Raw genomic sequence first — 25979 nt, 5'->3', positions numbered from 1 at the left:
AGACTGCTTTCCTGCTGATTACTCTACTTGGCTGCACATTAACGTACATATTAATGCTACCATATGCGCTTTTTTAAAGTCGCTCACGGATGGCGATTCTCGAAAGGTTAACTCGGTATGAAAAAGATTATTGTGATGTCAGGTGATATTGGCAGTGGAAAATCCTCTGTGGCAACGGCACTAAAACAGCTAACTGACTATGACATCATCGGCACTGGAACCATCCAGCGCGCCATTGCAAAAAGACGTGGGGTAACCACCCTGGAGCTGAATAAAATATCACAAACAGACCGTAGTATTGATGATGAAATCGATTCTTATGTCATTGAAACCGGCAAAACCAAAGATCACTTAATCCTCGATTCCAGACTGGCCTGGCACTTTATCCCGACTGCCTTTAAGGTTTTTTTATCGGTTGATGCAGTTGTCGGTGCCGAACGGGTATTTAATGCGTCACGCAATGACGAAAATAATCCTTCACTGGAAATAACGCTTGAAAATAACCTGAAGCGCCAGACAATTGAAGACCAACGATTTAACCAGCTATATAACATCAATTTTAGAAAGTACGCTAATTACAACCTGATCATTGATACTTCTTATACCTCTCCTGAAGCCATTGCAAAAAAAATAAAGGCTTGTTTTGATGACTGGTTAAGACAAGGTTTTTATTCATCGCTGTGGATAGCTCCCAGAAAATTATTACCAACACATGCTATAAAAGAGTTTATTGGTGATGCACCCAACAATAACGAAGCTCAAGCAAATCAACCTGTAAATGTTTTTGTTTACAACGGCTTTATCTATATTCAGGACGGGCACAAGGAAATCATTGACGCCCACAAAGCCGGAATTGAGTTGGTTTCTGCAAATATTTTAACTGAAGAACCCGCCGATGAATTGAGTCCGGGACTCACCGCCAGTGAAATTGCCAATAATGTCTCTTTATCAATGCTGCATGACTGGGAAGCAGCGCTGGGCTTTAAATACAGCAGTTACCCCGAAAAACTTTAAAAATATCACCACGAACGACTGCATGGACAGATATTTGCTCCTGCAATATCTGCATTCACCACATCCCTGTGGATTATGCAGGAGGTAGAGCAATGCAGGAGCAATTGCCGAGACACGAAGATCACGAAGAAAAACAGAAAACTTCGTGTCCTTCGTGTCTTCGTGATGAATAGCCTTTCTACATTTCCGCCAGAATATCCAGCGCTTCAGAAAGTGTCGACACGGCATGGATTTCCAAGCCCTTAATCGGCGTTTTCGGGGCATTGGCTTTGGGAATTACAGCTTTTTTAAAGCCGTGTTTTGCGGCATCATTAAGACGCGCATGACCATTGGCAACGGGTCTGATTTCACCGCTCAAACCAATTTCCCCAAAAAAGAACACATCATGCGGTATCACTTTATCTTTCAGACTGGAAACAACCCCGACCACAATTGCCAAATCAGAACTGGTTTCAGTGACTTTAATACCACCGACAACATTGGCGTAAATCTCATCCTGCCCGGTAAAAACATTACCATGCCGATAAAGTACCGCCAGCAACATGGCCAGACGATTTTGATCAAAGCCAACCGCCAGACGTCTTGGATTACCATATTGACATTCAGTAACCAAGGCCTGAATTTCCACCAATAAAGGCCGCGTACCTTCCCATAATACGGTTACCACGCTGCCGGATGACGGCTTTTCCGCCCGGTTTAAAAACATTGCCGAAGGATTTTTAACTTCTTTAAGACCGGTGCTGTCCATGGCAAAAAAACCCAATTCGCCAACACTGCCAAAACGGTTTTTATCAGCCCTTAACACCCGAAACCGCGCATCATCCGTTGAACCCAACATCACCTGCGTGTCGACAATATGGCTTAACGTCATCGGCCCTGCAAGGGATTGATCCTTGGTCACATGCCCAACCATAAAAATGGATACCTGATGCTTTTTTGCATATTGCGTCAGGTAACTTGCCGATTCCCTGACTTGAGAAACCGAGCCGGGTGCAGAGTCGGTATCTTGTGTATGCATCACCTGAATCGAGTCAATCACCAAAATTTTTGGCTTTATTTCATCCAAAACGTCACAAATACGTTGCACCGACGTTTCCATCAGCATCATCATTTTAGCGGCTGGCAGCTTTAAACGGTGTGCTCTTTCAGCAATTTGCTGCAAGGATTCCTCACCTGACACATACAAAACACTAATCGAGCGATCGGCAATATTGGCAATCGCCTGTAATAATAGAGTGCTCTTTCCTGCCCCAGGTGCACCACCAATCAACACCACACTACCGGTAACAATACCCCCGCCTAAAACACGGTCAAATTCTGAAATACCGGTTGAAATACGTTCAGCTTGGGACAAATTGACATCTGATAACAACTTAACCTCGGAGCGACTCCCGGCATAACCTGTTCGACTGCTATGCTCTGTGGATGCTGACCCCAGCCTGATTTCCTTAATCGTATTCCATTCGCCGCAACTGGTACATTGCCCACCCCAACGCGGATAATCTGCGCCACATTGATCGCAAACAAACGCCGTTTTGATTTTTTTTGCCATTATTTACTTAATACCTAACTTTACTTTTTAATTAATTTCCGAGTTTAACAAAATAACTTCAATTTCTTCGGTTATTTCTTCCTGACGATAGATTTGGGATTTTCGGCGCAGATTGACCGTTTCATCATCCAGATGTTTTACAGCCCCTTCCAAATGCTGTAAACGACGCTGGTTTTCGGCCATTAACGACAGGTAAAAAATCTCATGTAATACCGCAAACAGGTAATGATCGACCAAATCAGCAAAAAAATCATCGGGCTCCAGATTAAGTAACGGTGGGTTTCCATAAGCAGGTAATCGTTGTTGCTGCTCTGAAAAAGGCGGCAGTATCTGCCTGCGGGTAATTTGACCTGAGCTGTTATCGTGATAAATAACCGTCAACTGTAGTGTCGAGGTAGTCTTGTTCGCTTTATTAATGTCGCCTTTGGCAACCGATAATAAACTGATGCTATCAATCAGACGGTTAAGAATAATTGGTACTTCTTCTGCGACATTGGCACCGGCAATTGCAGCAATAAGGTCAGGCGAATTATCTGCCAGCTTGTTACCAAGTCGGCTGCCAATGGCAATAATGCCGGCATAAGTTTCTGTGTTAAGCGTATCAAGCAGGCTTTCGTTAAAATCACCACAAAAGCCACGCTCGGCACCCACCAAAATACCAACAGACAGGGCATTTTTATCAATGGCGGGTAACGGGTAAAAATCCAGAAAATCCATGGCTGCATTTTCAATATTAATCACCGCTTGACCCTGCATGATTTGAAATCGCCCCAACTTGTGAATTTCAAGCAACGCCAGATTTTTCATTGCATTTAAAATGCTGCGTATCTCCTCCATTTGAGCGATATGCAATTGCAGTTCATGGCTTTGGCTCATGGCTGTCTGGCGTCACTATTAAGCCACTCGCTGACGGCTTGCCGCCATTGTTCAGGACTGCTATCTAAGGTTAAGTCGGTGCCGTTAATACCCTGACTAATAAGCCCCAGATAGCCCATAAGCTCTTTAGGCTCTGACTTATTAAATACCCCGTTATTAAACGCTATCAGCCAGGCTAATTGAAAAAGACTGCTGAGTGGCGTCAAGCGGTCCTGTTTTAAAATTTCCCGTAACAGACGTCCGCGTTTAATTCGTAGTTCCATAGAGGCTTCCAAGCGCTGACCAAAACGGGTAAAAGATTCAAGTTCCAAAAACTGTAAATAATCCAGTTTCATTTGTCCGGCTTGATTGCTGATATTGGCATGTTGAGCATTACCGGCTATTCGTGATACCGATTTGGTAATGTCGATAGCAGGACGAAACCCTGAGACAAACAGATCATTATCCAGATATATTTGCCCGTCGGTAATAGAAATAAGATTAGTCGGGATATAGGCGGCAATTTCGCCCTGCCTGGTTTCGACTATTGGCAATGCAGTCATGCTCCCGCCCCCGTTTTCGACATTCAAACTGGTTGACCTCTCCAGTAAACGGGAGTGGACAAAGAAAATATCGCCGGGATAAGCTTCACGCCCAGGGGGCCTGCGTAGCAACAAAGACAGCTCACGATAGGTTCTGGCATGGGTCGATAAATCATCGTAGATAATCAGGGTGTCGCGGCCCTGTGCCATCCAGTATTCGGCGAGTGCGCAACCTGCAAATGGCGCGATATATTGTAAACCCGGCAACGCACTGGCTTCGGCGACCACACAAACCGTATAGTCCAGCGCACCATGATTACGCAAGGTTTCCAGAGTGCTAACGACGGCCGAACGCTTCTGGCCAATCAACACGTAAATACAAATAACATCTTGATTTTTTTGATTAATAACCGTGTCGATGGCAATTGAACTTCTGCCCAACCCTTCGTCACCCACAATCAATTGTCGCTGACCTTTGCCGATGGGAATGAGCGTATCAATAATTTTAATCCCGGTGTAGAGCGGTTTATTAACAAAATTCCGGGCAATAATGGCCGGCGAGCCTTTTTCCAGATTTTCACGACCTACCGGGGTTGGTGATGGCAGACCATCCAGCGGTGTTCCCAACGGATCAATAATCCGGCCTAAAAACTCATCGCCGACCGGTATACTGAGCGAGTGTCGGGCAAGAAAAACAGTCGTACCTGACGTCAGGGTTTCGGTTTCATACAATAAAATAGCACCGATTCTGTCACGGTTAAGATCAAACACCATTCCTCGACTACCATCGGCAAAAATCAGAATGTCTTCGATAGCCGCTGATGGCAAACCCTTAATCCAACTAATCCCGTCACCGACGGCAACCACAGTACCTTGTTCAGTAACACGCAACCCCAACTGATAGTTAACCAGCCAATCTGCCTGCTTATCCAACAGACTGCCAAAAGTTTCCGGTTTACTCAGCGTCATTGGCAATCTCAGCAAAACCAATCAGCTCATGTTGCAGGTTGACGTTTAAGACCCAAGCGCCTATATCCATTCGCACCCCGGCGATCAACTCTGCATCCTGATGATATTGAAAATTAATTGGACTGTTAATTAACAAGCCCAGCTTTTGTTCCAACGGTAACCGCAAATCAGCCGTTAAAGGATAGGCGCTGGTTATTTTAATCGGCACCGATTTTTTGGTTCCCAATAATTGCAGACACAAGGTACAGGCTGCCGGTAACGTCTTTAAGTTATCTAATAACAAGAAAAATAAGCGTGCCTCCAACTCAGGACTGGCTGATCTTTTTAGCAGCATTCCGGCAAAGCGGGCACCATTTTGTAATGCCTGCTTTTCGGCTTGACGTTGAAGTTCTTGCTGCTGACGCTGGAGCGTTACCTTATTTTTTTGCCGCTCCTGCTCAAGATCATTATTCAGCTGAACCATTTGCGCTTTTCTCTCGACGTCAATTTGCTGATGCAAAGCAGTAAAAGCCGCTTGTTTTTCCTGCTCCCACAGCTTTTGGCGATTTTCATAAAGGCTGTGCTGTTCTTCTGCCTGCTGTTGCAGCATTTTTGCATCGGCAAGTGCTTGATCAATAAATTGCTTACGCCTGGCAATAACTGCCAGCAAAGGTTTATAAAAAAGGCGTTGCAAAATCCAGATCAGAATCAGAAAATTGATAATTTCAAGGATAAAGGTGGATAAATTAAATTCCATAGACTTTAAGTATTGAATAAAAAATTTTTCACCACGAACGACTGCACGAAGAACAGGCTAAAGGTAAAAATCTGATTTCCAACGGTCACTCTTTGCCTTTTGCCTTGTATCTTTATTTAAAAATATATTCAAGCAATGGATTTCTGAACAAGACAATCAAGATAATCACCAGGCAATAAATCGCCAGTGATTCAATCATGGCCAAGCCGATAAATAAGGTACGCATAATTGAACGTTCGGATTCCGGTTGCCGGGATAAGGCATCAAGCGCACTACTGATGGCTTTACCCATCGCCAACGCAGGTAACATGACCCCCAAAGCGATACCGATAATTGCCGCAACGCTGGAACCCAAAACGATCAAGGCGATATCAGTCATAATTTACTCCGGTGAATTAAGTTGTTGGGATTGCATGGCTCCTGCCAAATAAATAAGTGCCAGCATACCGAAGATATAGGCCTGTACCAACGCTTCAATAATATGTAACATCAAAATGGGAATCGGTGCGAGAAAGCCGGCCACCAGTAAAATCAACATCGCAGCCATTTCCAGACTCATCATATTGCCAAATAACCGAATTGCCAGCGCCAGAGTACGGGTAAATTCACTAATAATATGAAAAGGCAGCAAAATCGGGCTGGGTGTCAGGTAATGATGCAGGTAATTTTTTAATCCCAGTGTTTTTATACCAAACCAGTGTACCGAAAAAAAGACTAAAACAGCCAGTGCCGAAGTTACCGAAAGATCACGAGTAGGCGAATCCAGACCGGGAATTAAACCTACCAGATTGGCAATAATCAGAAACAGCCAAAGGGAAGCGATAAAAGGCATTATTTGCCGACCATGCTCAGGCGCAACAGCAATTATGGCGTCATCAATAGTCGCGACAATACCTTCCACCATAGTTTGTAACGAATTGGGCAACATCTCCAAGTGCCGGGTTGAAAACCAGGCTATCACCGTAATGACTCCCATAATTCCCCACGTAGTAATGATTGATGCACCAATGACTACGGGTCCTAAAACAAATGAAAATTCATGATCCATGATTTTGTCTCATTTTATTTTGAAAGCCCTCTCCAGAAGGAAAGAGCATTTGTCTATTTGTCTTTAATCAGAAAATACATGTTAAAAATCCCGATAACCAGGCCGGTAAACAATAAACTCAACGTCCAACGTGTTGAGTAACCTTCCAGCTGACCATCCAGCCAATGCCCCAGATAAACTCCACCAACTATGGGTAACACCATTACCAGACCCAAAGTGCCGATATAAACCGTTTGTGATAATAAATTCGGCCTGTCATGTTCGGCTTTTTTAATGCGTTTAAGCTGACTTTCAATCTTTTTTTTGAGACGCTGTTGATTATTCATAATCACTATAAAAGGCGGTAGAAAAACCTGTTTACCGTTCCCGGTATCTAACAGCAATGCTACTCTGATTACAATAAAGTGCTATCTCAAATAAAAAAATATAGTGCCATATAAATATTTAAGCTTGCCATACTATTTTACGTTTAAGCGCCAACATACGCTTAAAGATCGCCTGTTCCATACGATGCAAACTTTCCCGCGTCGCATGCAAATTTTCTTCCTCGGTTATTAATTGCTGTTCCAATAAAACACTGATCCGTTCAATATCGGTATCTATCAAGAAATGTCGTGTGCTGATCGTTAACTCGTTATTGTTAAAATAAATAACAGCGTCGGGCAGAGCCAAATACTGCCAATCGTCTGCTCCCAAACTAAAACGCGCCAAGCCAAAAACCAGTGTGGTCATAAACCGTGCATGATTGGGCTTAACTCCAAAATACCCCGAGGCATCTTCACCGACAAAAGAAGTAACGCCGGCAATACGCAGCTCATGTGTTGCATCAAACAGATTCAATACAAATGAGTGCATTAACTTTCCTGCATGGAGCCACGCATATAGCATTGCTCTTCGGATAAATCATCATGGTTCCCGGCCAAGAAAGCTTCACAATCTGTTAACGTTTGTTCCAGCGTCACTGACACGCCGGTTTGTTTGGTATGCCGGGCTAACACTGAAAAGGGCTGGGTCAAATAACGTTGTAATTTACGGGCACGCATCACGATTTTACGATCAACCTCGGATAATTCTTCAATACCCAACATGGCAATAATATCTTCGAGTTCATGATAACGTGCAAGATGCTCACGGACGCTTTGAGCTACCGTATAATGGCGATTACCCAGCGTATGCTTATCCATCAATTTACTACTTGAGCGCAAAGGATCGACAGCCGGATAAATACCTTTACTGGCCTGATCTCTGGACAAAATAACGATCGTATCCAAATGACTCAATATCGCACTAACCGCAGGGTCAGTCATATCGTCGGCAGGTACATAAACGGCCTGTACCGAAGTAATGGCGCCCTGCCTCGTGGACAGTATTCTATCCTCCAGTTCAGCAACTTCAGTCGTCAGTGTTGGCTGATAACCCACCGTAGCAGGCATACGCCCCAGCAGACTGGATATTTCGCTGCCGGCCTGAACAAAACGAAAGACATTATCGACGACAAACAAGACTTCTTTATGCAAGGTATCGCGCAGATATTCGGCATAAGTTAAGGCCGACAAACCCACCCGAAAACGCACCCCGGGCGACTCATCCATTTGCCCGAAGACCATCAGGGTATCCTGCATGACACCCGCTTGCTGCATTTCACGCCACAACTCGTGGGCTTCGCGGATACGTTCGCCAATCCCGGCAAAAACGGAAACCCCTTTATGAATGGCAGAAACCGCATGAATAAATTCCATAACCAGAACGGTTTTCCCTACCCCTGCCCCACCGAATAAACCGGTTTTGCCGCCTTTAACAAAAGGACATAATAAATCGATGACTTTAATACCCGTCTCCAAAATCCCGCTGATTCCTATGGCTTGCGATAATGGCAACGGTTTTGTATGAATGTTACGAAATTCATTTGTTACCAAGGCTGGCAACCCGTCCAGCGGCTCGCCAAAGATATTTAACAAGCGGCCCAGACATTGTTCCGATACCGGAATCTGCAAGGGTGCACCGGTATCATAAATAATGATGCCCCGACTTAAACCTGCCGTGCCATGCAAGGTAATTGCCCTGACATGACGTTCATCAAGATGTTGATGAACCTCAAACAGATAGCAGCCGTGATCAAAGCAAGTACATAAAGCCTGACGTAATGGTGGCAACTGCGTGCAATCAATAATTACCACCGGACCATGAACTTCAACAATGGTACCGATAGCTTGCCGGTTTTCTGGTGGCGTCGATAAATTATTCAAGGTTACACGCTCTGTGTTGTTACAAAAATAATGCTTTAACGATTATTAAAGAATGGGCTTTGCTAAAATCAAATGCCGCCTATCTACTGTATACTGGATTTGATGCAATGCCACAAAATATTCTCCACATTGAATCCTGAAACAAAACAAGCAAATAATCAAGCAACATAAATAATGGATATAATATTTAAAGAATACTGCAAGGTTGTCTGGCAGAAAAAAGGCTATTTCTTTATGGCTTTATTCGCTCTGGGTTGCTCTATTACACTGGATTTATCAGCCCCTGTTTACTATAAAAACATTGCCAATGAACTGGCGGCGCCCTATTCCGAAGCGACGCTGGCGCTATTACTGGAAAATTTAAAACAGATTGGCTTTATTTATGCCGGTGTCTGGGTATCATGGCGATTACTTGAAATCGCTATTATTCCGCTTGATGGCGGCGGTATTAATTTATTGGAAAAACGCTGTTTTGATGTCCTTAAAAAACAAAAATATGTCTTTTTCGAGAATAGTTTTTCAGGCAGTTTAATCAAACAAGCCAATCGTTTTTCACGCTCCTTTGAAACCATTATGGACTGGTTTTTATTCCAGTTTTACATGAATATTCTGGCGATAGTCATTTCATTCACCATCTTTTACCAGCAACAGCCTGAATTCGCATTCTATTTTCTGATCTGGGTTGGGCTTTTTATCAGCTGGAATATCGTCTATTCAATCTGGAAAATGCGTTTTGATCAAGCGGTTTCAGAAGCCGATTCTATTGTTGGCGGCGTGTATTCAGATGCCATCAGCAATATTTTTATTGTCAAAAGCTTTGCCATGGAAGCCAACGAACAAGCACGTATCAACAAAGCGTCGGATTTTGTTTATAAAAAAAAGAAAATAGCCTGGCTGTTTACCTTTATCTCTTTTGCCGTACAAGGCATCATGACTTTTGGTATTGAATTACTGTTGGTTTATTTAATGATCCAAAAATGGACAACCGGTATTTTTCAGGTCGGTGAGTTTGTTTTATTTCAGTCGATTATGCTCATACTGATCCAACGTTTATGGGAGTTTGGTCGTAATTTCAGAACTTTTTTTACCGCTTTGGCTGATGCGTCCGAAATGGCCGAAATTTTCAGACAAGACGATATTGAAGCAGATACCGATTATGCGCTTCCGCTTATCATCAGCAAAGGTGCAATCAGCTTTAACAAACTTTGTTTTACCTATAATGAGACAAATACTCGCCAGACACCGCTATTTAAAGATTTCTCCTTAACGATAAAAGCCGGTGAAAAAATCGCCATAGTCGGTCAATCCGGTTCAGGTAAATCAACCTTGACCAAGCTGCTGTTTCGCTTTCTTGACCCCCAGAAAGGCACGGTAACTTTTGACGGTATTGATGCCAAAGCCTTTAATTTGGAAACTTTACGTCAACAAATATCCATGGTGCCCCAGCAACCAGATTTATTTCATCGTTCGATACGCGATAATATTACCCTGGGTGCCAACATTTCAGAAGCGCAGCTTATTGCTGTTGCCCAAAAATCCCGTTGCCTGGAGTTTATCAATGGTTTACCTGATACTTTTGATACACTGGTAGGAGAACGTGGCGTAAAGCTTTCAGGAGGTGAAAGACAACGTATTGCTATTGCCCGAGCCTTTCTTGAAGATGCACCTATCGTAGTGTTGGATGAAGCAACCAGTGCACTGGATTCACTCACAGAAAAAAAAATACAGGTCGCTATTTTTGAACTGATAAAACATAAAACGGCGATTGTGATCGCCCACCGACTATCAACTATCTTAAAGATGGATCGTATTATCGTTCTGGAAAAAGGCCGCATCATCGAACAAGGCACACATCAACAATTACTTGCCAAAAAAGGTAAATACTACGCCATGTGGCAGCATCAAAGCGGCGATTTTCTGGTTGATTAAGGGTATTTTTCCAGCACAGAAAAAATTATCATTAACTTTTTAAAATCTACGGAGTTTAATCATTACCTGCTTAAGCCGATAGATTTTGACAAATTATCCAGCCTCCTGGCATCTACACTAAATGTGTGTTCCGATAAAACATTATGCTAATATTTGCCTAACTTATGCAGCTAGAGATTTTAAGCAATTCATAAAATAAGGGGTGTATGAATATGAGCTACAGCAAAAAATTTATGGTTAAACCCGGTGAAAAAATTCACCTGGACAAAATTGATCCTGCCTACACTGACCAGCACGAATCTCACGAAAAGGCACTAACCAAGATACAGGAACACGTTGGCCGTATGGACAAGCTACAGTACCTGCTTTATGCCGATGGTGATCAGTCACTGCTGGTGGTATTGCAGGCACTTGATGCCGCCGGTAAAGATGGCGTAATACGGCATTTATTTAGTGGCATGAACCCGCAAGGAACCTCCGTATTCGGCTTTAAGCAACCGAGTAAAGAAGAAGCGGCTCATGATTTCCTCTGGAGGGCACACCAGCGCACTCCGAGCAAAGGCGAAATAGTCATTTTTAATCGTTCCCACTATGAAGATGTACTGGTTGTACGTGTGCATAAGCTGGCGAAAAAATCAATCTGGTCAAAACGCTACGACTTAATCAACGATTTTGAGAAAATGCTCTCAAGTAACGGTACCCGGATTCTGAAGTTTTTTCTGCACATCAGTCCGGAAGAACAATTGGAACGTTTCAAACAGCGCCTGGATGATCCTGCCAGAAACTGGAAAATCACCGATGCCGATTACTCTGAACGCGAATTATGGCCAAAATATATCGCAGCTTACGAAGATGCCCTGGAAAAAACCAGTACCCAACACGCACCGTGGTACATTATTCCCGCAAACCACAAATGGTTTCGTAATCTTGCCATTTCGGAAATTATTGCCGATACGCTTGACGAAATGGGATTAAAGCTGCCACCGACGCATGTGGATATGGAAGCAATTCGTAACAAGTACCATATTGCCGAGCAAAAACAGGCAGGTAAAGGGAATGACCCGCTTAACAAGAATAGTAAATCTTGATAATGTAACCTAACTCACTAGTACTGACGGGTAGGCAACCGAATACCCAACCTCGGAGCTGACGATGCGGCTGATTTTTTTCTCAGGTCTTCGACCGTTAAATCGGAGTGGCATCATGCGCGATGCCATTGCCGGTGTGACTCTGGCTGCGATGAACATTCCGCAGGTGCTGGGTTATACCCGAATCGCCGGGACGCCAGCAATAACCGGCCTCTACACGGCATTACTGCCGTTGCTTATGTTTGCCATCTTTGGCTCCTCGCGCCATCTTGTGGTTGCTGCCGATTCAGCCACTGCAGCTATTTTCTCCAGTGGACTGTCCGGCATGGCACCCCAAGCCAGCGTGAAATATATGACGTTAGTCTGTATGGTTGCGCTTATAACTGCAGCGCTGCTGTTGCTGGCCCGAATTTTCAAGCTGGGTTTTCTCGCTGATTTTCTCTCACGTACCGTATTGGTTGGTTTTCTTACCGGTGTAGGCTTCCAGATCATCATCGCCATGCTGGGAGAAATATCCGGCATACCCGTCAATACGCACAAAACGATTGAACAACTCCAACAGGTTGTCGATGGACTACGACAGGTAAATTTTCCTACACTCGTCATATCGGCGTTGGTGATAAGCAGTATCCTTGGCTGTCGCCACTTTCTGCCCAAGCTGCCTATACCCTTGATTGTAGTGATGGCAGGTATCGGTGCGAGTTATACTTACCATTTTTCCGACTACGGCATCGCCGTTATCGGACCGGTGCCTGGTGGATTACCATCGCTAAATTTTCCTGCCGTAAGCTGGGACGAATTACTTAAACTTGTCCCTATCGCCTTATCCTGTTTTGTCATCATTATTGCCCAAAGTGCAGCAACTTCGCGTGTCTTTGCAGTCCGTCATCACGAACGAGTCGATGAGGATGCTGATATTCTGGGCTTAGCGGCGGCAAATACGGCGGCGGCCTTATCCGGTGCTTTTGTGGTCAATGGCAGTCCTACCCAGACCGCAATGGCTGACCTCGCGGGTGCTCGCAGCCAAATGGCACAGCTCGTATTTGCCGGTATCGTATTGCTGGTACTGTTGTTTTTTACCGGACCGCTACAATACCTGCCCCGCAGTGTACTCGCCGGCATTGTTTTTACTATTGCTATCGGGCTTATCGATTTTAAAAGTCTGCGTGATATTCGCAGCGAGAGTCCCGGTGAATTCAATTTAGCCATTATTACGGCTGTCGTAGTGGCACTGGTCGGGCTTGAACAAGGCATCCTGCTGGCGGTAACATTGTCGCTACTCCGGCATGTTCAACACAGCTATCGTCCACATACCATGGTACTAACACCCGATAATAGCGGTCGGTGGTTACCCATTTCGGCACTACCCGGTATTGAGACAGAGCCCGGCCTGGTTGTTTATCGATTCGGTGCAGATTTGTTCTACGCCAACGACAACCGCTTCGCTGATGAAGTACGTGCATTGATAGAACATGCCCCAACCCCGGTACGCTGGTTTATCGTTGATGCCGGCGCGATGACCGATATTGATTACTCCGCCGCGCGCTCTTTGCTGGATTTGTGTGTTGATCTAAAACGCTACGGTGTCACCCTGGTTTTTGGCCGCGTCAACACTTACCTGCGAGCCGATATGAATCGCCATGGTATTACTTCCGCAATTGGCGACGAGTTTATTTTTTCGACCTTACACGAAGCTATTGCGGTAAGACAACAAGCGAATACCTAAGGCGATATTCAACCCCACACTATAAAAACCGGTAAACCACTAAAAAAATAGACGTAGACCGCGAAGCGTGACAGGGCTTGGGCTTGTAACCTCGTCACTCAGGTTTTGAAAGCGACTAAAATCTTCAAACGTTTCAGTAGAAGTTACAAACTCTGACCGGCATCGTAGCTATACACACTACCTGCTTAAATAAAAAAGTAAAACTCCTGATTATTATGACCTCACTTGTCACTGTTTTTCACCCTCCGCAAACACGGCAACCAAAACAGTCAATAATGCGCTTTTTTTTATGCCAACCCAGTAATAAAAAAAACCAGGCCTTAAAAAACAAGCACCTGGACAGGCTTTTTTTTAGTGTTTTTTTCTGCCCTAAAAAACGATTGTCTTTTCTTAAAAACACTATATATTGTGCCAATAATTTAAAAAACATCTACATATAGATTCTAAAGCCTGAATCCTACAAGCACCTAAGGTGCTGATTTATGGTTTCTTTTCACTTGTTTAAGCCGCTACGGCAAGGAATATCACTCATGTCAGCACATCTTCATGCCATCCCCAATACCGTCACGGAAATCCCTTTTCAAGACGCTTCAATGGATATTTGGGATACAAAATATCGCTTAAAAAGCAAAGATGGTGTCGCCCTTGATGGCTCTATTGATGAAACTTATCAACGTATTGCCAAAGCACTTTCCGGCGTAGAAAAAGGCAAAAATAAACAGGAACAATATTACAAAGAATTTCTCTGGGCATTACGTCAGGGCGTTATCCCTGCTGGCCGTATTATTTCCAATGCCGGTGCATTGGCGCATAAACCCGCGACCTCAACCATTAACTGCACGGTTTCTGGTACTATCGCCGATTCCATGGATGATATTCTGGGTAAAGTGCACGAAGCGGGATTAACGCTTAAAGCCGGTTGCGGGATAGGCTATGAATTTTCAACCCTAAGACCCAAAGATGCTTATGTCTCGGGAGCCGGCGCTTATACTTCAGGACCGCTATCGTTTATGGATATTTATGACAAGATGTGTTTTACCGTCTCGTCAGCAGGTGGAAGGCGCGGCGCACAAATGGCCACTTTTGATGTCGGTCATCCCGATGTCGTGGAATTTATTCGCGCCAAACGTGAAAATGGCCGTTTACGCCAATTTAACCTATCACTGCTGATTACCACAGAATTTATGCAGGCGGTAAAAAATGATCTGCCTTGGCCACTATCATTTCCGGTGACCGAAAAAGAAGTCCAACTGGATAAGCTGGACTTAACTGATAAGACTAAAATCCTCTGGCGTGAGCTACCTGCCACGGACGGCTATGTCATCAATAATGACGGCCTGATCGCCTGCAAAATAACCAAAACCATTCCCGCGCGTCGGTTGTGGGACATTATTATGAGTTCCACTTACGATTATGCCGAACCGGGATTTATCCTAATCGACAAAGTTAACGAAATGAATAATAACTGGTTTTGTGAAAAGATTCGCGCTACCAACCCTTGCGGAGAGCAGCCATTGCCGCCTTATGGCAGTTGTTTGTTAGGCTCCATCAACCTGACCCGTTTTGTTAAGAAACCTTTTACCAAAGACGCGCATTTTGATTGGGAAACTTATCGCAAAGCCATCAATATTTTTACCCGTATGCTGGATAATGTTGTCGAAATTAATGGCCTGCCCTTGCCTCAACAACGTGAAGAAATTATTAGCAAGCGTCGGCATGGCATGGGTTATTTAGGGTTGGGTTCAACCGTTACCATGCTGGGCATGAAATACGGTGACGCCCCTTCCGTTGACTTTACCGAAGAAGTCACCAAAGTTTTAGCCGTAGAAGGCTGGAAAGCCGGATTATCCTTGGCAAAAGAGAAAGGCCCTGCCCCCATTATGGAGCAATTATTTACCGTTAGCGGTGAAATGTTGCATAAACGCCCTGAAATGATTACCGATGGTTATAAAGTGGGCGATGAAGTTCCCGGCAAATTATTACTCGCAAAATACAGCCGCTATATGCAGCAACTGGCTAAAGAAGAACCCGAATTGATTAGCGATCTGATTGAAACCGGTGCACGTTTTAGCCATCACAGCTCTATTGCACCAACCGGCACTATTTCCCTGTCTCTTGCCAATAATGCCAGCAACGGTATAGAACCCAGCTTTGCCCATCATTACTCTCGTAATGTGATTCGTGCCGGTAAAAAATCCAAAGAGAAAATTGATGTATTTTCTTTTGAATTGTTGGCCTATCGGGAAATGATCAATGCCAATGCCATGCCTTACAGTGAAAACGTGGAACAACAATTACCGGACTACTTTATCGCCGCTGATGACGTTAGCCCAAAACAACACGTGGATATCCAGGCTGCCGCGCAGAAATGGATAGATTCTTCCATCTCCAAAACTGCCAATGTGCCCACTGATTTTCCTTACGAAGAGTTTAAGTCTATTTACGAATATGCTTATGACAAAGGCCTGAAAGGCTGCACCACGTTCCGCTTTAACCCTGAAGTTTTTCAAGGCGTACTCGTTAAAGAATCTGATCTGGAAAATACCACCTATCAATTTACCCTTGAAGACGGTGAAGTGATAGAGCTTAAAGGTAATGATGAAGTTGAATATGATGGCGAAATGCACAGTGCAGCAAATTTATTTGATGCCTTAAAAGAAGGCTATTACGGTAAATTTTAATCCCTTGTCAGGACAATCCCTTGTGATTGCCCTGACTGCACAGAACCTATCAGGAAAAAGATCATGGCATACGCAATCAACAAAAAAATTATTAGCTACAAAGTTATCAGTAACGAAGACAAAATTAACGCCGAACAAGCCAAAGCGGAAGCTCAACTACAAGACCGCGAAAGTATGCATGAAAATGTAGCGCGTCCTGAAATCCTGTTTGGCTCAACTTACAAGATCAAAACCCCGCAATCAGAGCATGCGATGTATATCACCATCAATGACATGATTTTGAATATGGATACCGAGTACGAAGAGCGCCGCCCGTATGAGGTATTTATTAACTCCAAAAACATGGAACATTTTCAGTGGGTACTGGCGCTGACCCGGGTTATCTCTGCCGTATTTCGTAAAGGCGGTGATTCCTGCTTTCTGGTTGAAGAACTTAAATCCGTTTTTGATCCCAAAGGCGGATACTTTAAAAAGGGCGGCGTCTTTATGCCGTCATTAGTCGCCGAGATTGGCTGTACCATTGAACAACATCTCAAAAAAATCGGTATGCTCCAAACCCATGATATGGATAATCATCAAAAAAAATTCCTGGCCGCCAAACGCAAGGAATTTGAAGCCATCCATAACGACACGTCAACGCTGGATGAATCCGGCAGCTTTCCTGCCAAAGCCCTGCTCTGCGGAAAATGCCAAACCAAAGCCCTGGTGTTAATGGATGGCTGTATGACCTGTTTGAATTGCGGCGATAGTAAGTGTGGTTGAGATGATGAGGGTACGCAACCCAAAACTTGTGTGGGTTACCCCATAAGCTGCACCTTGGCACTCATAAGCTGCAATTTTTACACCATAAGCTGCAACTAAAGTTATAACCTTGGATTAAATTCGGAGGTGTGCATTCACGTATAAAGCGGCGACTAAAAAATTTGATTTTCGAGTGACTACTTGAATCCCTTCCATTTCGTAGTTACCGTTGCCAAGAGCCAGATTGCCCAACTAAAACCTTTATGCTGAAATATCGTTACCGAGCCTGCGAGCCAGGCATAAAGGAGCGGGTGATTGATATGGCAATCAATGGCAGTGAAATTCGTGATACGGGTCGTGTGCTAAAAATCGATAAGAATACGGTTATTAACACGTTAAGAAATAAAGCCATCAGTCTTGTTCAGGTTAATCCCAAAATAGTTGAGTTAAGTGCCAACGGCGAACTGAACGTTAGACTAGAGGACGCGGGGTGTGAGGCAGAACTCGACGAACAGTGGTCTTATGTCGGTAATAAATCCAACCAACGTTGGCTCTGGCACACTGTTGATCACGCTACCAACACCGTGCTTGCCTGTATGTTCGGCAAGCGTAAGGATATGGTTTTTCAAAAACTTAAAGTGTTACTTGAACCATTTGGCATCAAACGGTACTACACAGATGATTGGGGTGCCTATGAACCCCATCTCGATGCCGACAAGCATGAAGTTGGTAAGCGCAATACCCAAAAATAGAACGTAAAAACCTAAACTTTAGGACGTGGATTAAACGTCTGGTACGCAAAACAATTTGCTTTTCGAAGCTGGAATTGATGCATGATAAGGTCATCGGATTACTAACTAATAAAGTTGAGTTTGGACTTGATATTTACAGATGATTACAGATTTCATCCACTACCGTTTTTTATATGTGTTCAGTGTGGCCGTTTTCCTTGTGAACACCGATGGTAGATACATCCCAAAAAAGTGCCTGTTTGACAGGTCTAAAATTGGGAAGTTATAAAGTAGCCTAAAGCCACTGTCCGTCATTGTATAAGAAATTGCAGATTGACTCACACATGCGTCCATGCTGGAAACAACGCAATCAAACCGTTGGCAATAAACTGAACCGCCATGGCTGCCAGCAGGAGTCCCATAATCCGGGTTGCTATGTTAATGCCGGCCGTACCTAATCGCTTTCCTAAAGGCACTGCCAAGCTTAAAATTATCCACACAACGCCGGCTAAAAATACAGACACTAAGCTAATCATTGCTTTATCAGTCCAATGGGACATCTGCTCTGCATTGACGATGACCAGACTGATTGCACCGGGCCCTGCCAGCAAAGGAATCGCCAGAGGCACCACGGCTATACCTTCTTTATCTTCCGCTTCTAGCGCTTCTGCATGGGTATGTATTGCCTGGCTTATTTTGGCTTGAAACATTGAAATCGCGATGAGCATCACTAAAAGACCGCTGGCAATGCGGAAGGCGGGCATACCGATACCGAAAAACTGTAATAGTAAATTACCGGCCCAGATCGAAATAATTAATATAACGCCAACAGCAATTGACGCCTTAGCGGCTATATGGCGCATTTCGACTATTGATTTATGGGCGGTCATAGTCAGGTAAATCGGGATTGCACCTAAGGGATTAAGAATCGCAAACATACCGACAATATCTTTAAGTAGTTCAGTCCAATTAAGTAAATGCGACATAGAGATTAATTATTTAAATTGATTGTGCTGGTTGTAAAAATTAGTTTGCCGGAAATATCGGTTGCGTATAGGCCAGCCGCTCGAATGACATTAATATCAGCTCCGTAAATACCTATGGCATTAGTTGAAAAAATAAAGGGTCGCACTTAGCGAACTGATGATAAGTGCAATACGAATTCCAATTATGATTTTAGATGATTCCTCCAGCTCGATCCGTCGTTCTCGAGCTGTGGTGACTGCGCGTAGCGCGGCAATATGCGCCTTGCGCGAAAGATACCACGATAAGCCAATGGCCACCGCCATGCTACTCCAGAAAAAAATAATTTCCGCTGTTCTCTTATGCAGATGAAAAGCCTCCTCGAGGATATGTCCAGTTATAGATTCAAAAAGCTCAAATAGCAAATGCAAACTATGTCCCAGCACCGCGAGAGCATGTCCGAGCAGCGACAACAGTGTATCGCCAAACAACACCAAAGTAGGTATGCCCAATATAATAGAAACTGTTACACTGCCAATAAAGCGGTACAGGGCGCCGGCGTGAGTAGCAAGCCATGCTATCAGTAATTCAAATTTATTCATGATGTTTTTCATCTAGAACAACCTCATTAGTATTTTGTTTAATATTTTTCAATGATTAACTGCGACAATCATGTACAACGAAGCGTTCTTGGTCTCGTTGGACGAAATCAACATCTTTAATTGTAAAATTTTCTAGGGATAGACTATAAAATCGGTCGAAATGGTTTTTAATCGTGCGTTTGATGCCTGGATCATAGCTTGGATAAATCATCTGAGCAGTCCCACGAATACGCTCTACCACTTCACCGTCACGCACCACGAGGCGGCCATTCTTAAATACTAGCGCCGCCCGATCGAACATGGCTTCCTTGTTATCTTGACGGGTATAGACAGCGATATCCGCAATTGCACCGGGTGCTAGATGACCTCGATCGTATAACCCTAGCAAGTTGGCTGCGGCCGTGCGTGTCATCACGGCAATTTCGTAGAGGGAGAACTCTTTTTTAAGGTCTTTCAGTAATGTCATGGCAACCACATCCGGATGTATTCTTTCCAGGCAAGCCAAGCGATACTGGTAATCCATCAACAATCTGAACAGTTGCGGGTAGCAAGTGAACGGCGCTCCGTTGGGGTGGTCGGTGGTAAAAAACACTCGTCCAGGATCTTCTGCCAGCAGAAACATCTCTAAACCTATGGCCCATTGTAGGCTATTGACGAAACTGGTTTGCCGATAACCGTAAGGCACCACGCCGCCTGAGCCTTCGCACTCAGCATCCCACATGACCCATTTGTTGGGGCTGGCGTCCCCATGCCGGCTGTATTGGGCTATCACGTCGCCGGAGATGGTCACGGTCTGGCCGAACAATACCTGTCCGACATCCATGGTGATATTGGGATGGCGGCGAAAACCATCCAACAGCTGAGCTGCCGCTGACGAAAAACCGCGCGCGCCTTCATTGCCATAAGCATAAAACTGGACATGGGCCAAATGCATCGGTAAGCCTTGCGCTGCTTCCATAGTCGCCAGAGCAGTATCGACATTGCCTGGTATGCCCAAATTATTGCAATGCACATGCACAGGATGCGGGACTCCCAATTCACAGGTAGCGCGTTGCAGGGTTTGCAGTATTTGTCTTGAGCTAACGCCGTAATCCGGGACGATATCATCCAGGCCAAACTGGCGGGCATTGCTTTTAAAAGCATTAGCACCACCGGCATTGATGACTTTTAGACCCAGAGCGCAGGTGGTATGCAGTGTCCAAGCTACGTAATCATTAATTTGCGACTGACTGGCCCGGCCGCGCATTAGTCTCAGCAACAAGTCATCGTTACCGAGTATCGCTAGCGCGGCAGTATCCAGAATCGGAATGTCCGCCATTTGCAGATGCACATCCAACGCATTGACCGGCAGCATGGCCGGTTCGACTACAGTGGTATAGCCCATCCGTGCGTAACGGTAGCCTGTATGGGTCGTCGACCACTTGGCTGTACTAAATGGATGATTTAAGCGCCGCGCCATATGATTGCGATGCTGTTCCGGCAACAACAGGCGGGCGGTGTTGACGTTACCGCCGGCGATATGACTATGGATATCAATGGCGCCAGCCATCACGACTTTGCCAGCAATATCATAAACTTCATCAAACTTGGCATCTGGCCCAGGATCGCAGACGATAAAGCCATCCCGGATAAAAATATCGTGATGCTCTCCATTAACCTTTTGCGCTGGATCATAAAGTATTCCCCCAATCAGTTTGCTCAGCATTTACTCCACCTTTTATTAAAATTTTTAATTTCCCCGGCATTGTCAGCATGACGGTGTTTCTTTTGATTTGACATCATTACCATCGATTTCGATACGGCTACTGAATTAACTGAGGCCGTGACAGATACACGAGAAACGCACATCAGTCGCGCACCGCGTATTGAATACCCTGCCAGGCGACTTCGATCATCAGTGCGATCTCCTGTTCCGTGATCACATAGGGCGGCATGAAATAAATGACATTGCCCAGTGGCCGCAACAACACGCCACACCTAAGCGCATACTGATAGACTCTCAAGCCACGACGTTGCTGCCACGGGTAAGCTTCACGGGTTTGTTTGTTTTTGACCAGCTCAATGGCGACTATCATGCCGGTTTGCCGGACTTCGGCGACGTTGGGATGATCCTGGAAACGTTCGACTGCTTTGGCCATGACAGCCGCCAACCGGCGATTGTTGCCGAGTACATCATGCTGCTGAAACAGTCCTATAGTTGCCAATGCCGCCCGGCAACCCAGTGCATTTCCGGTGTAGCTGTGCGAGTGCAAAAACGCGGTGAGGTTTTGGTAATCGTCGTAAAACGCCCGATAAACCGTATCGCTGGTCAACACCGCCGACAAGGGCAGATAGCCGCCGGTCAGCCCTTTGGACAGACAGATGAAATCCGGGCTGATGGCCGCCTGTTCGCAGGCGAACAAGGTGCCGGTGCGGCCAAAACCAACCGCTATCTCGTCGGCGATCAGATGCACGCCGTATCGGTCGCAAGCCTCGCGCAGCATTGTCAGATACACAGGGTGATACATGCGCATGCTGCCGGCGCATTGTACCAGTGGCTCGACGATCACCGCACACACCGAATCGGCGTGTTTCGCTAAAGCCCGCTCCATATCGGCGAAACGGCGGATTGAATAATCTTGCCAAGTTTCTCCAGTTTCACGATGATAGCAATCAGGCCCGGGTACCGTGATGACATCCATCAGCAGCGGCGCATAGGTTTCCTTGTACAACGCAACATTGCCGACCGCCAGTGCGCCTAGTGTTTCGCCGTGGTAACTATTTTCCAGCGTAATGAATTGGGTTTTTTGCGTTTTACCGAGATTGCGCCAGTAATGAAAGCTCATCTTCAGCGCAACTTCGACGGCTGACGAACCGTTATCGGCATAGAAACATTTATCCAGTCCAGGCGGCGTGATTTCAACCAGTTTTTCGGCTAATGTAACCGCTGCTTCATGCGTGAACCCGCCGAGAATAACGTGTTCCAGAGTATCGAGCTGTTGCTTGACGGCCTGGTTGATGACCGGATTGGCATGCCCGAAAATATTCACCCACCAAGAACTGATCGCATCCAGATAACGCTTTCCCTCGAAATCTTCCAACCAGACGCCCTGGCCGGATTTGATCGGGATCAACGGTATTGATTCGTGATCCTTCATCTGGCTGCAAGGATGCCAGAGCACCTTCAAATCGCGTTGCACCATCGTTTGATTATTCATGAGTTACCACCGAAGCCTGTTTGAGAATTCAAAAACCGAACCATTAATTTATCCGAAGTGTTCAACTTATTTACGCTCAACTTGGGAAACATCTCTCACGGCGCCTTTAGCGGCCGACGTGGTCATGGCCGCATAAGCTCTTAGTGCCGGGGATACATGTCGTTCGCGCTTGATCGGCCGCCAGGCCTGTACGCCTCTGTTTTCCATTACCGCTCGGCGCCGCTTCAGCTCGTCTTCCGACACCACCCAATGAATAACGCGCCCGAGGATATCGATCTCGATGGTGTCGCCTTCTTCCACCAAGCCAATCGCGCCGCCTTCGGCTGCTTCGGGCGACACATGACCAATGGAAAGCCCGGAGGTGCCACCGGAGAATCGTCCATCCGTCAGCAGTGCGCAGGCTTTGCCCAGACCCTTGGATTTGAGATAGCTGGTAGGGTATAGCATTTCCTGCATGCCGGGGCCGCCCTTTGGCCCTTCGTAACGGATAACCACTATGTCGCCGGCGACGATCCGGTCGGCCAGAATGCAGGCCACGGCAGCATCCTGGCTTTCGAAAATTCGAGCGCGGCCGGTGAACTTGAGAATACTGTCGTCCACGCCGGCGGTCTTGACGATACAGCCATCTAGCGCGATGTTGCCGTAAAGCACAGCGAGGCCGCCATCCTGTGAATAGGCGTTCGCTTTATCACGAATGCAGCCCTTGGTACGATCGTCGTCTAAGGTCGGGTAGCGCATGGATTGCGAGAAGGCGACAGTGGTCCGGATGCCGCCCGGCGCGGCACGGTAGAAATCTTTCACCGCCTCATCGCTGGTACGCCGAATATCCCACTGCTCGAGTGCGGCAGCCATGCTCGGTGCATGCACAGTTGGCACATCGCGGTTGATCAGGCCGGCGCGATCCAATTCGCCCAGAAGGCCCATCACGCCACCGGCGCGATGGACATCTTCCATATGGTAAAGCTGCGTGGCCGGAGCGACCTTGCTCAAACACGGCACGCGGCGGGAAATGGCATCAATGTCGGCCATGGTGAAATCCACCCCGGCCTCATGGGCTGCGGCCAGCAGGTGCAACACGGTGTTGGTGGATCCACCCATCGCCACATCCAGGATCACTGCGTTTTGGAATGCGTCGAAGCTGGCGATGGCGCGTGGCAGGACAGAGCTGTCGTCCTTTTCATAATAGCGTTTACTCAGCTCTACAATGATACGACCCGCACGCAGAAACAGCTGTTTTCTTTCCGCATGCGTGGCGACGAGGCTGCCGTTACCCGGTAATGACAGTCCCAGCGCTTCGGTCAGGCAATTCATAGAGTTGGCTGTGAACATGCCGGAGCAGGAACCGCAGGTCGGACAGGCTGAGCGCTCCACTGCGGCGACCTGTTCGTCGCTGATGCTGTCATCGGCGGCTGCCACCATGGCGTCCACCAAATCCAGCGCACGGGTTTCGCCTTTCCAGTTCACCTTACCCGCCTCCATCGGCCCACCAGAGACAAAAATGGCGGGGATGTTGAGACGCAGGGCAGCCATCAGCATGCCTGGGGTGATCTTGTCGCAGTTGGATATGCACACCAGCGCATCGGCACAGTGGGCATTGACCATGTATTCCACGCTGTCAGCAATCAGCTCGCGGCTGGGCAGTGAATACAGCATGCCGGCGTGGCCCATGGCGATGCCGTCATCCACTGCGATGGTGTTGAATTCCTTGGCCACGCCGCCAGCTTGTTCGATTTCCCTGGCGACGAGTTGGCCCATGTCCTTGAGATGGACGTGGCCCGGCACGAACTGAGTGAAGGAGTTGGCAATGGCAATGATCGGCTTGGAAAAATCCTCATCCTTCATGCCCGTGGCGCGCCAAAGTGCGCGTGCACCAGCCATGTTGCGGCCCTGGGTGGAAGTGCGGGAACGGTATTGTGGCATGGTTAACCTCGGGGGTTTGAGAAAGTATTGCAGGGAAAACCCTGCGTGTTATACGCACAAGGCGAGCCTTGTACTCCGGTATGGCGTTCAACGTCGGCTTTGCGATACATGGTTGTTTCGGAGTTCAAAGCTAGCCTTGAACGATAATTGTTGTCAACGATCATGGATAAAAATAGCGCCGCTTCAATGCGCACCGTAATGCGACTCGATATAACGTTCGACCAAAGCCTGGAATTCTTCGGCGATTTTATCGCCTTTCAGGGTGACGGTTTTGACGCCGTCCTCGAATACCGGCGCCACCGGCGATTCACCGCTGCCGGGCAGACTGATGCCAATGTTGGCGTTTTTGCTTTCGCCGGGGCCGTTGACCACGCAACCCATCACCGCCACTTCCATGGTTTCCACGCCTTTGTATTTGTCTTTCCAGACCGGCATTTGATCGCGCAGATAGCCCTGAATGTCTTGCGCCAACCTCTGGAAATAGTCGCTGGTGGTACGGCCGCAGCCCGGACAGGCGATGACCATCGGCGTGAAAGAACGGAAACCCATGGTTTGCAGGATTTCCTGGGCGACGATTACTTCCTGGGTACGCGACCCGCCGGGCTCAGGGGTCAACGAGACGCGAATCGTGTCGCCAATACCTTGTTGAATCAGTATGGCTAAGGCTGCCGCCGAAGCTACCATGCCTTTGGAGCCCATGCCCGCTTCGGTAAGCCCCAAATGCAGGGCATAATCGCAACGGCTGGACAAATCTTCATAAATATTGATCAATTCCTGCACGTTGCTGATTTTGCAGGAGAGAGTGATTTTATTTTTAGCCAAACCCAATTCCTGAGCCTTGGTGGCGCTTTCCAGAGCCGATTGGATAATAGCTTCGCGTGTCACTGCCCGCAAATTGCTTGGATTGGCCAATTGCCGATTTTCGTCCAGCAATCGTGTCAATACCAATTGGTCGAGACTGCCTCCGTTTACGCCAATGCGCACAGGTTTGTCGTAGCGGCAGGCCAATTCGATCATTTGCTGAAATTGTGGGTCACGAGCCTTGCCTTTGCCGACGTTACCCGGATTGATGCGATATTTAGATAGTGCCTGTGCGCAGTCTGGGTATTTTTCAAGTAGCTTGTGGCCGTTGAAGTGGAAGTCTCCGACGATAGGCACTGAAAAGCCTTTTTGTGCTAGCAGGTTAACGATCTCCGGTACGGCTTTTGCTGCTTCTTCTGTGTTGACTGTGACCCGGACTATTTCCGAGCCGGCATTCGATAATTCGATTATCTGTTGCACACTTGCAGTCACATCAGCGGTGTCAGTGTTGGTCATCGACTGCACGACAATCGGTGCACTACCGCCAACTTTAACGTTACCGACTAAAACTTGTTGTGTATATTTTCTGGATTGAATTGACATAAATAATTTTTGGTTGTGAGAGTAAATTAGGCCAT

The 25979-nt window shown here is 46.4% G+C and carries 21 protein-coding genes and 1 pseudogene; 7 read left to right on the top strand and 15 right to left on the bottom strand.

Translation table 11 applies throughout. The features are described 5' to 3' along the window. Window positions 1–117: 117 nt before the first annotated feature. A complete protein-coding gene (locus KKZ03_RS12235) occupies window positions 118–1014 on the top strand; it encodes a cytidylate kinase family protein (protein WP_243217126.1) in 897 nt (298 codons plus the stop codon). Window positions 1015–1192: 178 nt separating this feature from the next. Here the strand turns inward: KKZ03_RS12235 and radA are convergent, their stop codons facing one another. The 9 genes from radA to atpD all read right to left on the bottom strand — a co-directional run bounded on the left by radA (window position 1193) and on the right by atpD (window position 8962). After that, the gene (gene radA / locus KKZ03_RS12230; protein ID WP_243217125.1) at window positions 1193–2566 is read right to left on the bottom strand and encodes a DNA repair protein RadA; all 1374 of its coding nucleotides are present in this window, start codon (window positions 2564–2566) and stop codon (window positions 1193–1195) included. 27 nt (window positions 2567–2593) lie between these two features. Beyond that, entirely contained in the window at window positions 2594–3442 is an 849-nt protein-coding gene (locus KKZ03_RS12225; RefSeq protein WP_243217124.1) for a F0F1 ATP synthase subunit gamma, read from the bottom strand. Next, window positions 3439–4932 carry a F0F1 ATP synthase subunit alpha gene (locus tag KKZ03_RS12220; protein ID WP_243217123.1) on the bottom strand — a complete coding sequence of 498 codons (1494 nt, stop codon included), beginning with the start codon at window positions 4930–4932 and terminating at the stop codon, window positions 3439–3441. The genes KKZ03_RS12225 and KKZ03_RS12220 overlap by 4 nt, the downstream gene beginning before the upstream one ends. Beyond that, window positions 4919–5668 (bottom strand): F0F1 ATP synthase subunit delta, encoded by a 750-nt coding sequence (locus tag KKZ03_RS12215; protein ID WP_243217122.1) that lies wholly within the window; start codon window positions 5666–5668, stop codon window positions 4919–4921. Before KKZ03_RS12215 ends, KKZ03_RS12220 begins: the two co-directional genes overlap by 14 nt. Before the next feature lie 112 nt (window positions 5669–5780). Beyond that, the gene (locus KKZ03_RS12210) at window positions 5781–6047 is read right to left on the bottom strand and encodes an ATP F0F1 synthase subunit C (RefSeq protein ID WP_243217121.1); all 267 of its coding nucleotides are present in this window, start codon (window positions 6045–6047) and stop codon (window positions 5781–5783) included. Window positions 6048–6050: 3 nt separating this feature from the next. Next, on the bottom strand, window positions 6051–6716 hold the full coding sequence (locus KKZ03_RS12205; RefSeq protein ID WP_243217120.1) for a F0F1 ATP synthase subunit A: 666 nt from the start codon (window positions 6714–6716) through the stop codon (window positions 6051–6053). A gap of 53 nt (window positions 6717–6769) precedes the next feature. Next, a complete protein-coding gene (locus tag KKZ03_RS12200) occupies window positions 6770–7042 on the bottom strand; it encodes an AtpZ/AtpI family protein (protein WP_243217119.1) in 273 nt (90 codons plus the stop codon). A 118-nt stretch (window positions 7043–7160) separates the two neighbouring features. Beyond that, complete coding sequence (locus KKZ03_RS12195) at window positions 7161–7571, bottom strand: F0F1 ATP synthase subunit epsilon (RefSeq protein ID WP_243217118.1); 411 nt, start codon at window positions 7569–7571, stop codon at window positions 7161–7163. Then, entirely contained in the window at window positions 7571–8962 is a 1392-nt protein-coding gene (gene atpD, locus KKZ03_RS12190; protein ID WP_243217117.1) for a F0F1 ATP synthase subunit beta, read from the bottom strand. The genes KKZ03_RS12195 and atpD overlap by 1 nt, the downstream gene beginning before the upstream one ends. Before the next feature lie 174 nt (window positions 8963–9136). Here atpD and KKZ03_RS12185 point away from each other — a divergent pair, with 174 nt between their 5' ends. From KKZ03_RS12185 to KKZ03_RS12160, 6 genes and pseudogenes are all read left to right on the top strand, one after another. After that, the gene (locus KKZ03_RS12185; RefSeq protein ID WP_243217116.1) at window positions 9137–10891 is read left to right on the top strand and encodes an ABC transporter ATP-binding protein; all 1755 of its coding nucleotides are present in this window, start codon (window positions 9137–9139) and stop codon (window positions 10889–10891) included. Window positions 10892–11103: 212 nt separating this feature from the next. Beyond that, window positions 11104–11979 carry a polyphosphate kinase 2 family protein gene (locus KKZ03_RS12180; RefSeq protein WP_243217115.1) on the top strand — a complete coding sequence of 292 codons (876 nt, stop codon included), beginning with the start codon at window positions 11104–11106 and terminating at the stop codon, window positions 11977–11979. A 64-nt stretch (window positions 11980–12043) separates the two neighbouring features. Beyond that, window positions 12044–13705 (top strand): SulP family inorganic anion transporter, encoded by a 1662-nt coding sequence (locus KKZ03_RS12175; RefSeq protein WP_243217114.1) that lies wholly within the window; start codon window positions 12044–12046, stop codon window positions 13703–13705. Between the two features lie 530 nt (window positions 13706–14235). Next, entirely contained in the window at window positions 14236–16386 is a 2151-nt protein-coding gene (locus tag KKZ03_RS12170; RefSeq protein WP_243217113.1) for an adenosylcobalamin-dependent ribonucleoside-diphosphate reductase, read from the top strand. Window positions 16387–16449: 63 nt separating this feature from the next. Beyond that, window positions 16450–17148, top strand: a complete 699-nt coding sequence (locus KKZ03_RS12165) for an NrdJb (RefSeq protein WP_243217112.1) — start codon at window positions 16450–16452, stop codon at window positions 17146–17148. Window positions 17149–17360: 212 nt separating this feature from the next. After that, window positions 17361–18022 (top strand): annotated as a pseudogene (locus KKZ03_RS12160) (IS1 family transposase); the annotation flags it as partial. Between the two features lie 174 nt (window positions 18023–18196). Here KKZ03_RS12160 and KKZ03_RS12155 read toward each other — a convergent pair. The 6 genes from KKZ03_RS12155 to ispG all read right to left on the bottom strand — a co-directional run bounded on the left by KKZ03_RS12155 (window position 18197) and on the right by ispG (window position 25944). Continuing rightward, window positions 18197–18844 (bottom strand): MarC family protein, encoded by a 648-nt coding sequence (locus KKZ03_RS12155; protein ID WP_243217110.1) that lies wholly within the window; start codon window positions 18842–18844, stop codon window positions 18197–18199. A 120-nt stretch (window positions 18845–18964) separates the two neighbouring features. Next, complete coding sequence (locus KKZ03_RS12150) at window positions 18965–19423, bottom strand: hypothetical protein (RefSeq protein ID WP_243217109.1); 459 nt, start codon at window positions 19421–19423, stop codon at window positions 18965–18967. Between the two features lie 55 nt (window positions 19424–19478). Next, window positions 19479–21128 carry a formylmethanofuran dehydrogenase subunit A gene (locus KKZ03_RS12145; protein ID WP_243217108.1) on the bottom strand — a complete coding sequence of 550 codons (1650 nt, stop codon included), beginning with the start codon at window positions 21126–21128 and terminating at the stop codon, window positions 19479–19481. Between the two features lie 142 nt (window positions 21129–21270). Next, window positions 21271–22620, bottom strand: a complete 1350-nt coding sequence (locus KKZ03_RS12140; RefSeq protein WP_243217107.1) for an adenosylmethionine--8-amino-7-oxononanoate transaminase — start codon at window positions 22618–22620, stop codon at window positions 21271–21273. Window positions 22621–22686: 66 nt separating this feature from the next. Next, the gene (ilvD, locus tag KKZ03_RS12135) at window positions 22687–24540 is read right to left on the bottom strand and encodes a dihydroxy-acid dehydratase (RefSeq protein ID WP_243217106.1); all 1854 of its coding nucleotides are present in this window, start codon (window positions 24538–24540) and stop codon (window positions 22687–22689) included. Window positions 24541–24723: 183 nt separating this feature from the next. Then, a complete protein-coding gene (gene ispG, locus KKZ03_RS12130) occupies window positions 24724–25944 on the bottom strand; it encodes a flavodoxin-dependent (E)-4-hydroxy-3-methylbut-2-enyl-diphosphate synthase (RefSeq protein WP_243217105.1) in 1221 nt (406 codons plus the stop codon). Between the last annotated feature and the right edge of the window lie 35 nt (window positions 25945–25979).

The organism is Methylobacter sp. S3L5C (assembly GCF_022788635.1).
In the GTDB taxonomy this organism is placed as follows: domain Bacteria; phylum Pseudomonadota; class Gammaproteobacteria; order Methylococcales; family Methylomonadaceae; genus Methylobacter_C.
This window is presented reverse-complemented; position numbering and strand designations above follow the sequence as displayed.

Bases quoted from the DNA above. Each gene is read 5' to 3' on its own strand.
- KKZ03_RS12170 (WP_243217113.1), top strand. From the start codon at position 14,236: ATGTCAGCACATCTTCATGCCATCCCCAATACCGTCACGGAAATCCCT.
- KKZ03_RS12235 (WP_243217126.1), top strand. From the start codon at position 118: ATGAAAAAGATTATTGTGATGTCAGGTGATATTGGCAGTGGAAAATCC.
- KKZ03_RS12165 (WP_243217112.1), top strand. From the start codon at position 16,450: ATGGCATACGCAATCAACAAAAAAATTATTAGCTACAAAGTTATCAGT.
- KKZ03_RS12195 (WP_243217118.1), bottom strand. From the start codon at position 7,571: ATGCACTCATTTGTATTGAATCTGTTTGATGCAACACATGAGCTGCGT.
- KKZ03_RS12155 (WP_243217110.1), bottom strand. From the start codon at position 18,844: ATGTCGCATTTACTTAATTGGACTGAACTACTTAAAGATATTGTCGGT.
- KKZ03_RS12205 (WP_243217120.1), bottom strand. From the start codon at position 6,716: ATGGATCATGAATTTTCATTTGTTTTAGGACCCGTAGTCATTGGTGCA.
- KKZ03_RS12200 (WP_243217119.1), bottom strand. From the start codon at position 7,042: ATGAATAATCAACAGCGTCTCAAAAAAAAGATTGAAAGTCAGCTTAAA.
- radA (WP_243217125.1), bottom strand. From the start codon at position 2,566: ATGGCAAAAAAAATCAAAACGGCGTTTGTTTGCGATCAATGTGGCGCA.
- KKZ03_RS12220 (WP_243217123.1), bottom strand. From the start codon at position 4,932: ATGACGCTGAGTAAACCGGAAACTTTTGGCAGTCTGTTGGATAAGCAG.
- ilvD (WP_243217106.1), bottom strand. From the start codon at position 24,540: ATGCCACAATACCGTTCCCGCACTTCCACCCAGGGCCGCAACATGGCT.
- KKZ03_RS12140 (WP_243217107.1), bottom strand. From the start codon at position 22,620: ATGAATAATCAAACGATGGTGCAACGCGATTTGAAGGTGCTCTGGCAT.
- KKZ03_RS12145 (WP_243217108.1), bottom strand. From the start codon at position 21,128: ATGCTGAGCAAACTGATTGGGGGAATACTTTATGATCCAGCGCAAAAG.
- ispG (WP_243217105.1), bottom strand. From the start codon at position 25,944: ATGTCAATTCAATCCAGAAAATATACACAACAAGTTTTAGTCGGTAAC.
- KKZ03_RS12185 (WP_243217116.1), top strand. From the start codon at position 9,137: ATGGATATAATATTTAAAGAATACTGCAAGGTTGTCTGGCAGAAAAAA.
- KKZ03_RS12210 (WP_243217121.1), bottom strand. From the start codon at position 6,047: ATGACTGATATCGCCTTGATCGTTTTGGGTTCCAGCGTTGCGGCAATT.
- KKZ03_RS12150 (WP_243217109.1), bottom strand. From the start codon at position 19,423: ATGAATAAATTTGAATTACTGATAGCATGGCTTGCTACTCACGCCGGC.
- KKZ03_RS12175 (WP_243217114.1), top strand. From the start codon at position 12,044: ATGCGGCTGATTTTTTTCTCAGGTCTTCGACCGTTAAATCGGAGTGGC.
- KKZ03_RS12225 (WP_243217124.1), bottom strand. From the start codon at position 3,442: ATGAGCCAAAGCCATGAACTGCAATTGCATATCGCTCAAATGGAGGAG.
- KKZ03_RS12180 (WP_243217115.1), top strand. From the start codon at position 11,104: ATGAGCTACAGCAAAAAATTTATGGTTAAACCCGGTGAAAAAATTCAC.
- KKZ03_RS12215 (WP_243217122.1), bottom strand. From the start codon at position 5,668: ATGGAATTTAATTTATCCACCTTTATCCTTGAAATTATCAATTTTCTG.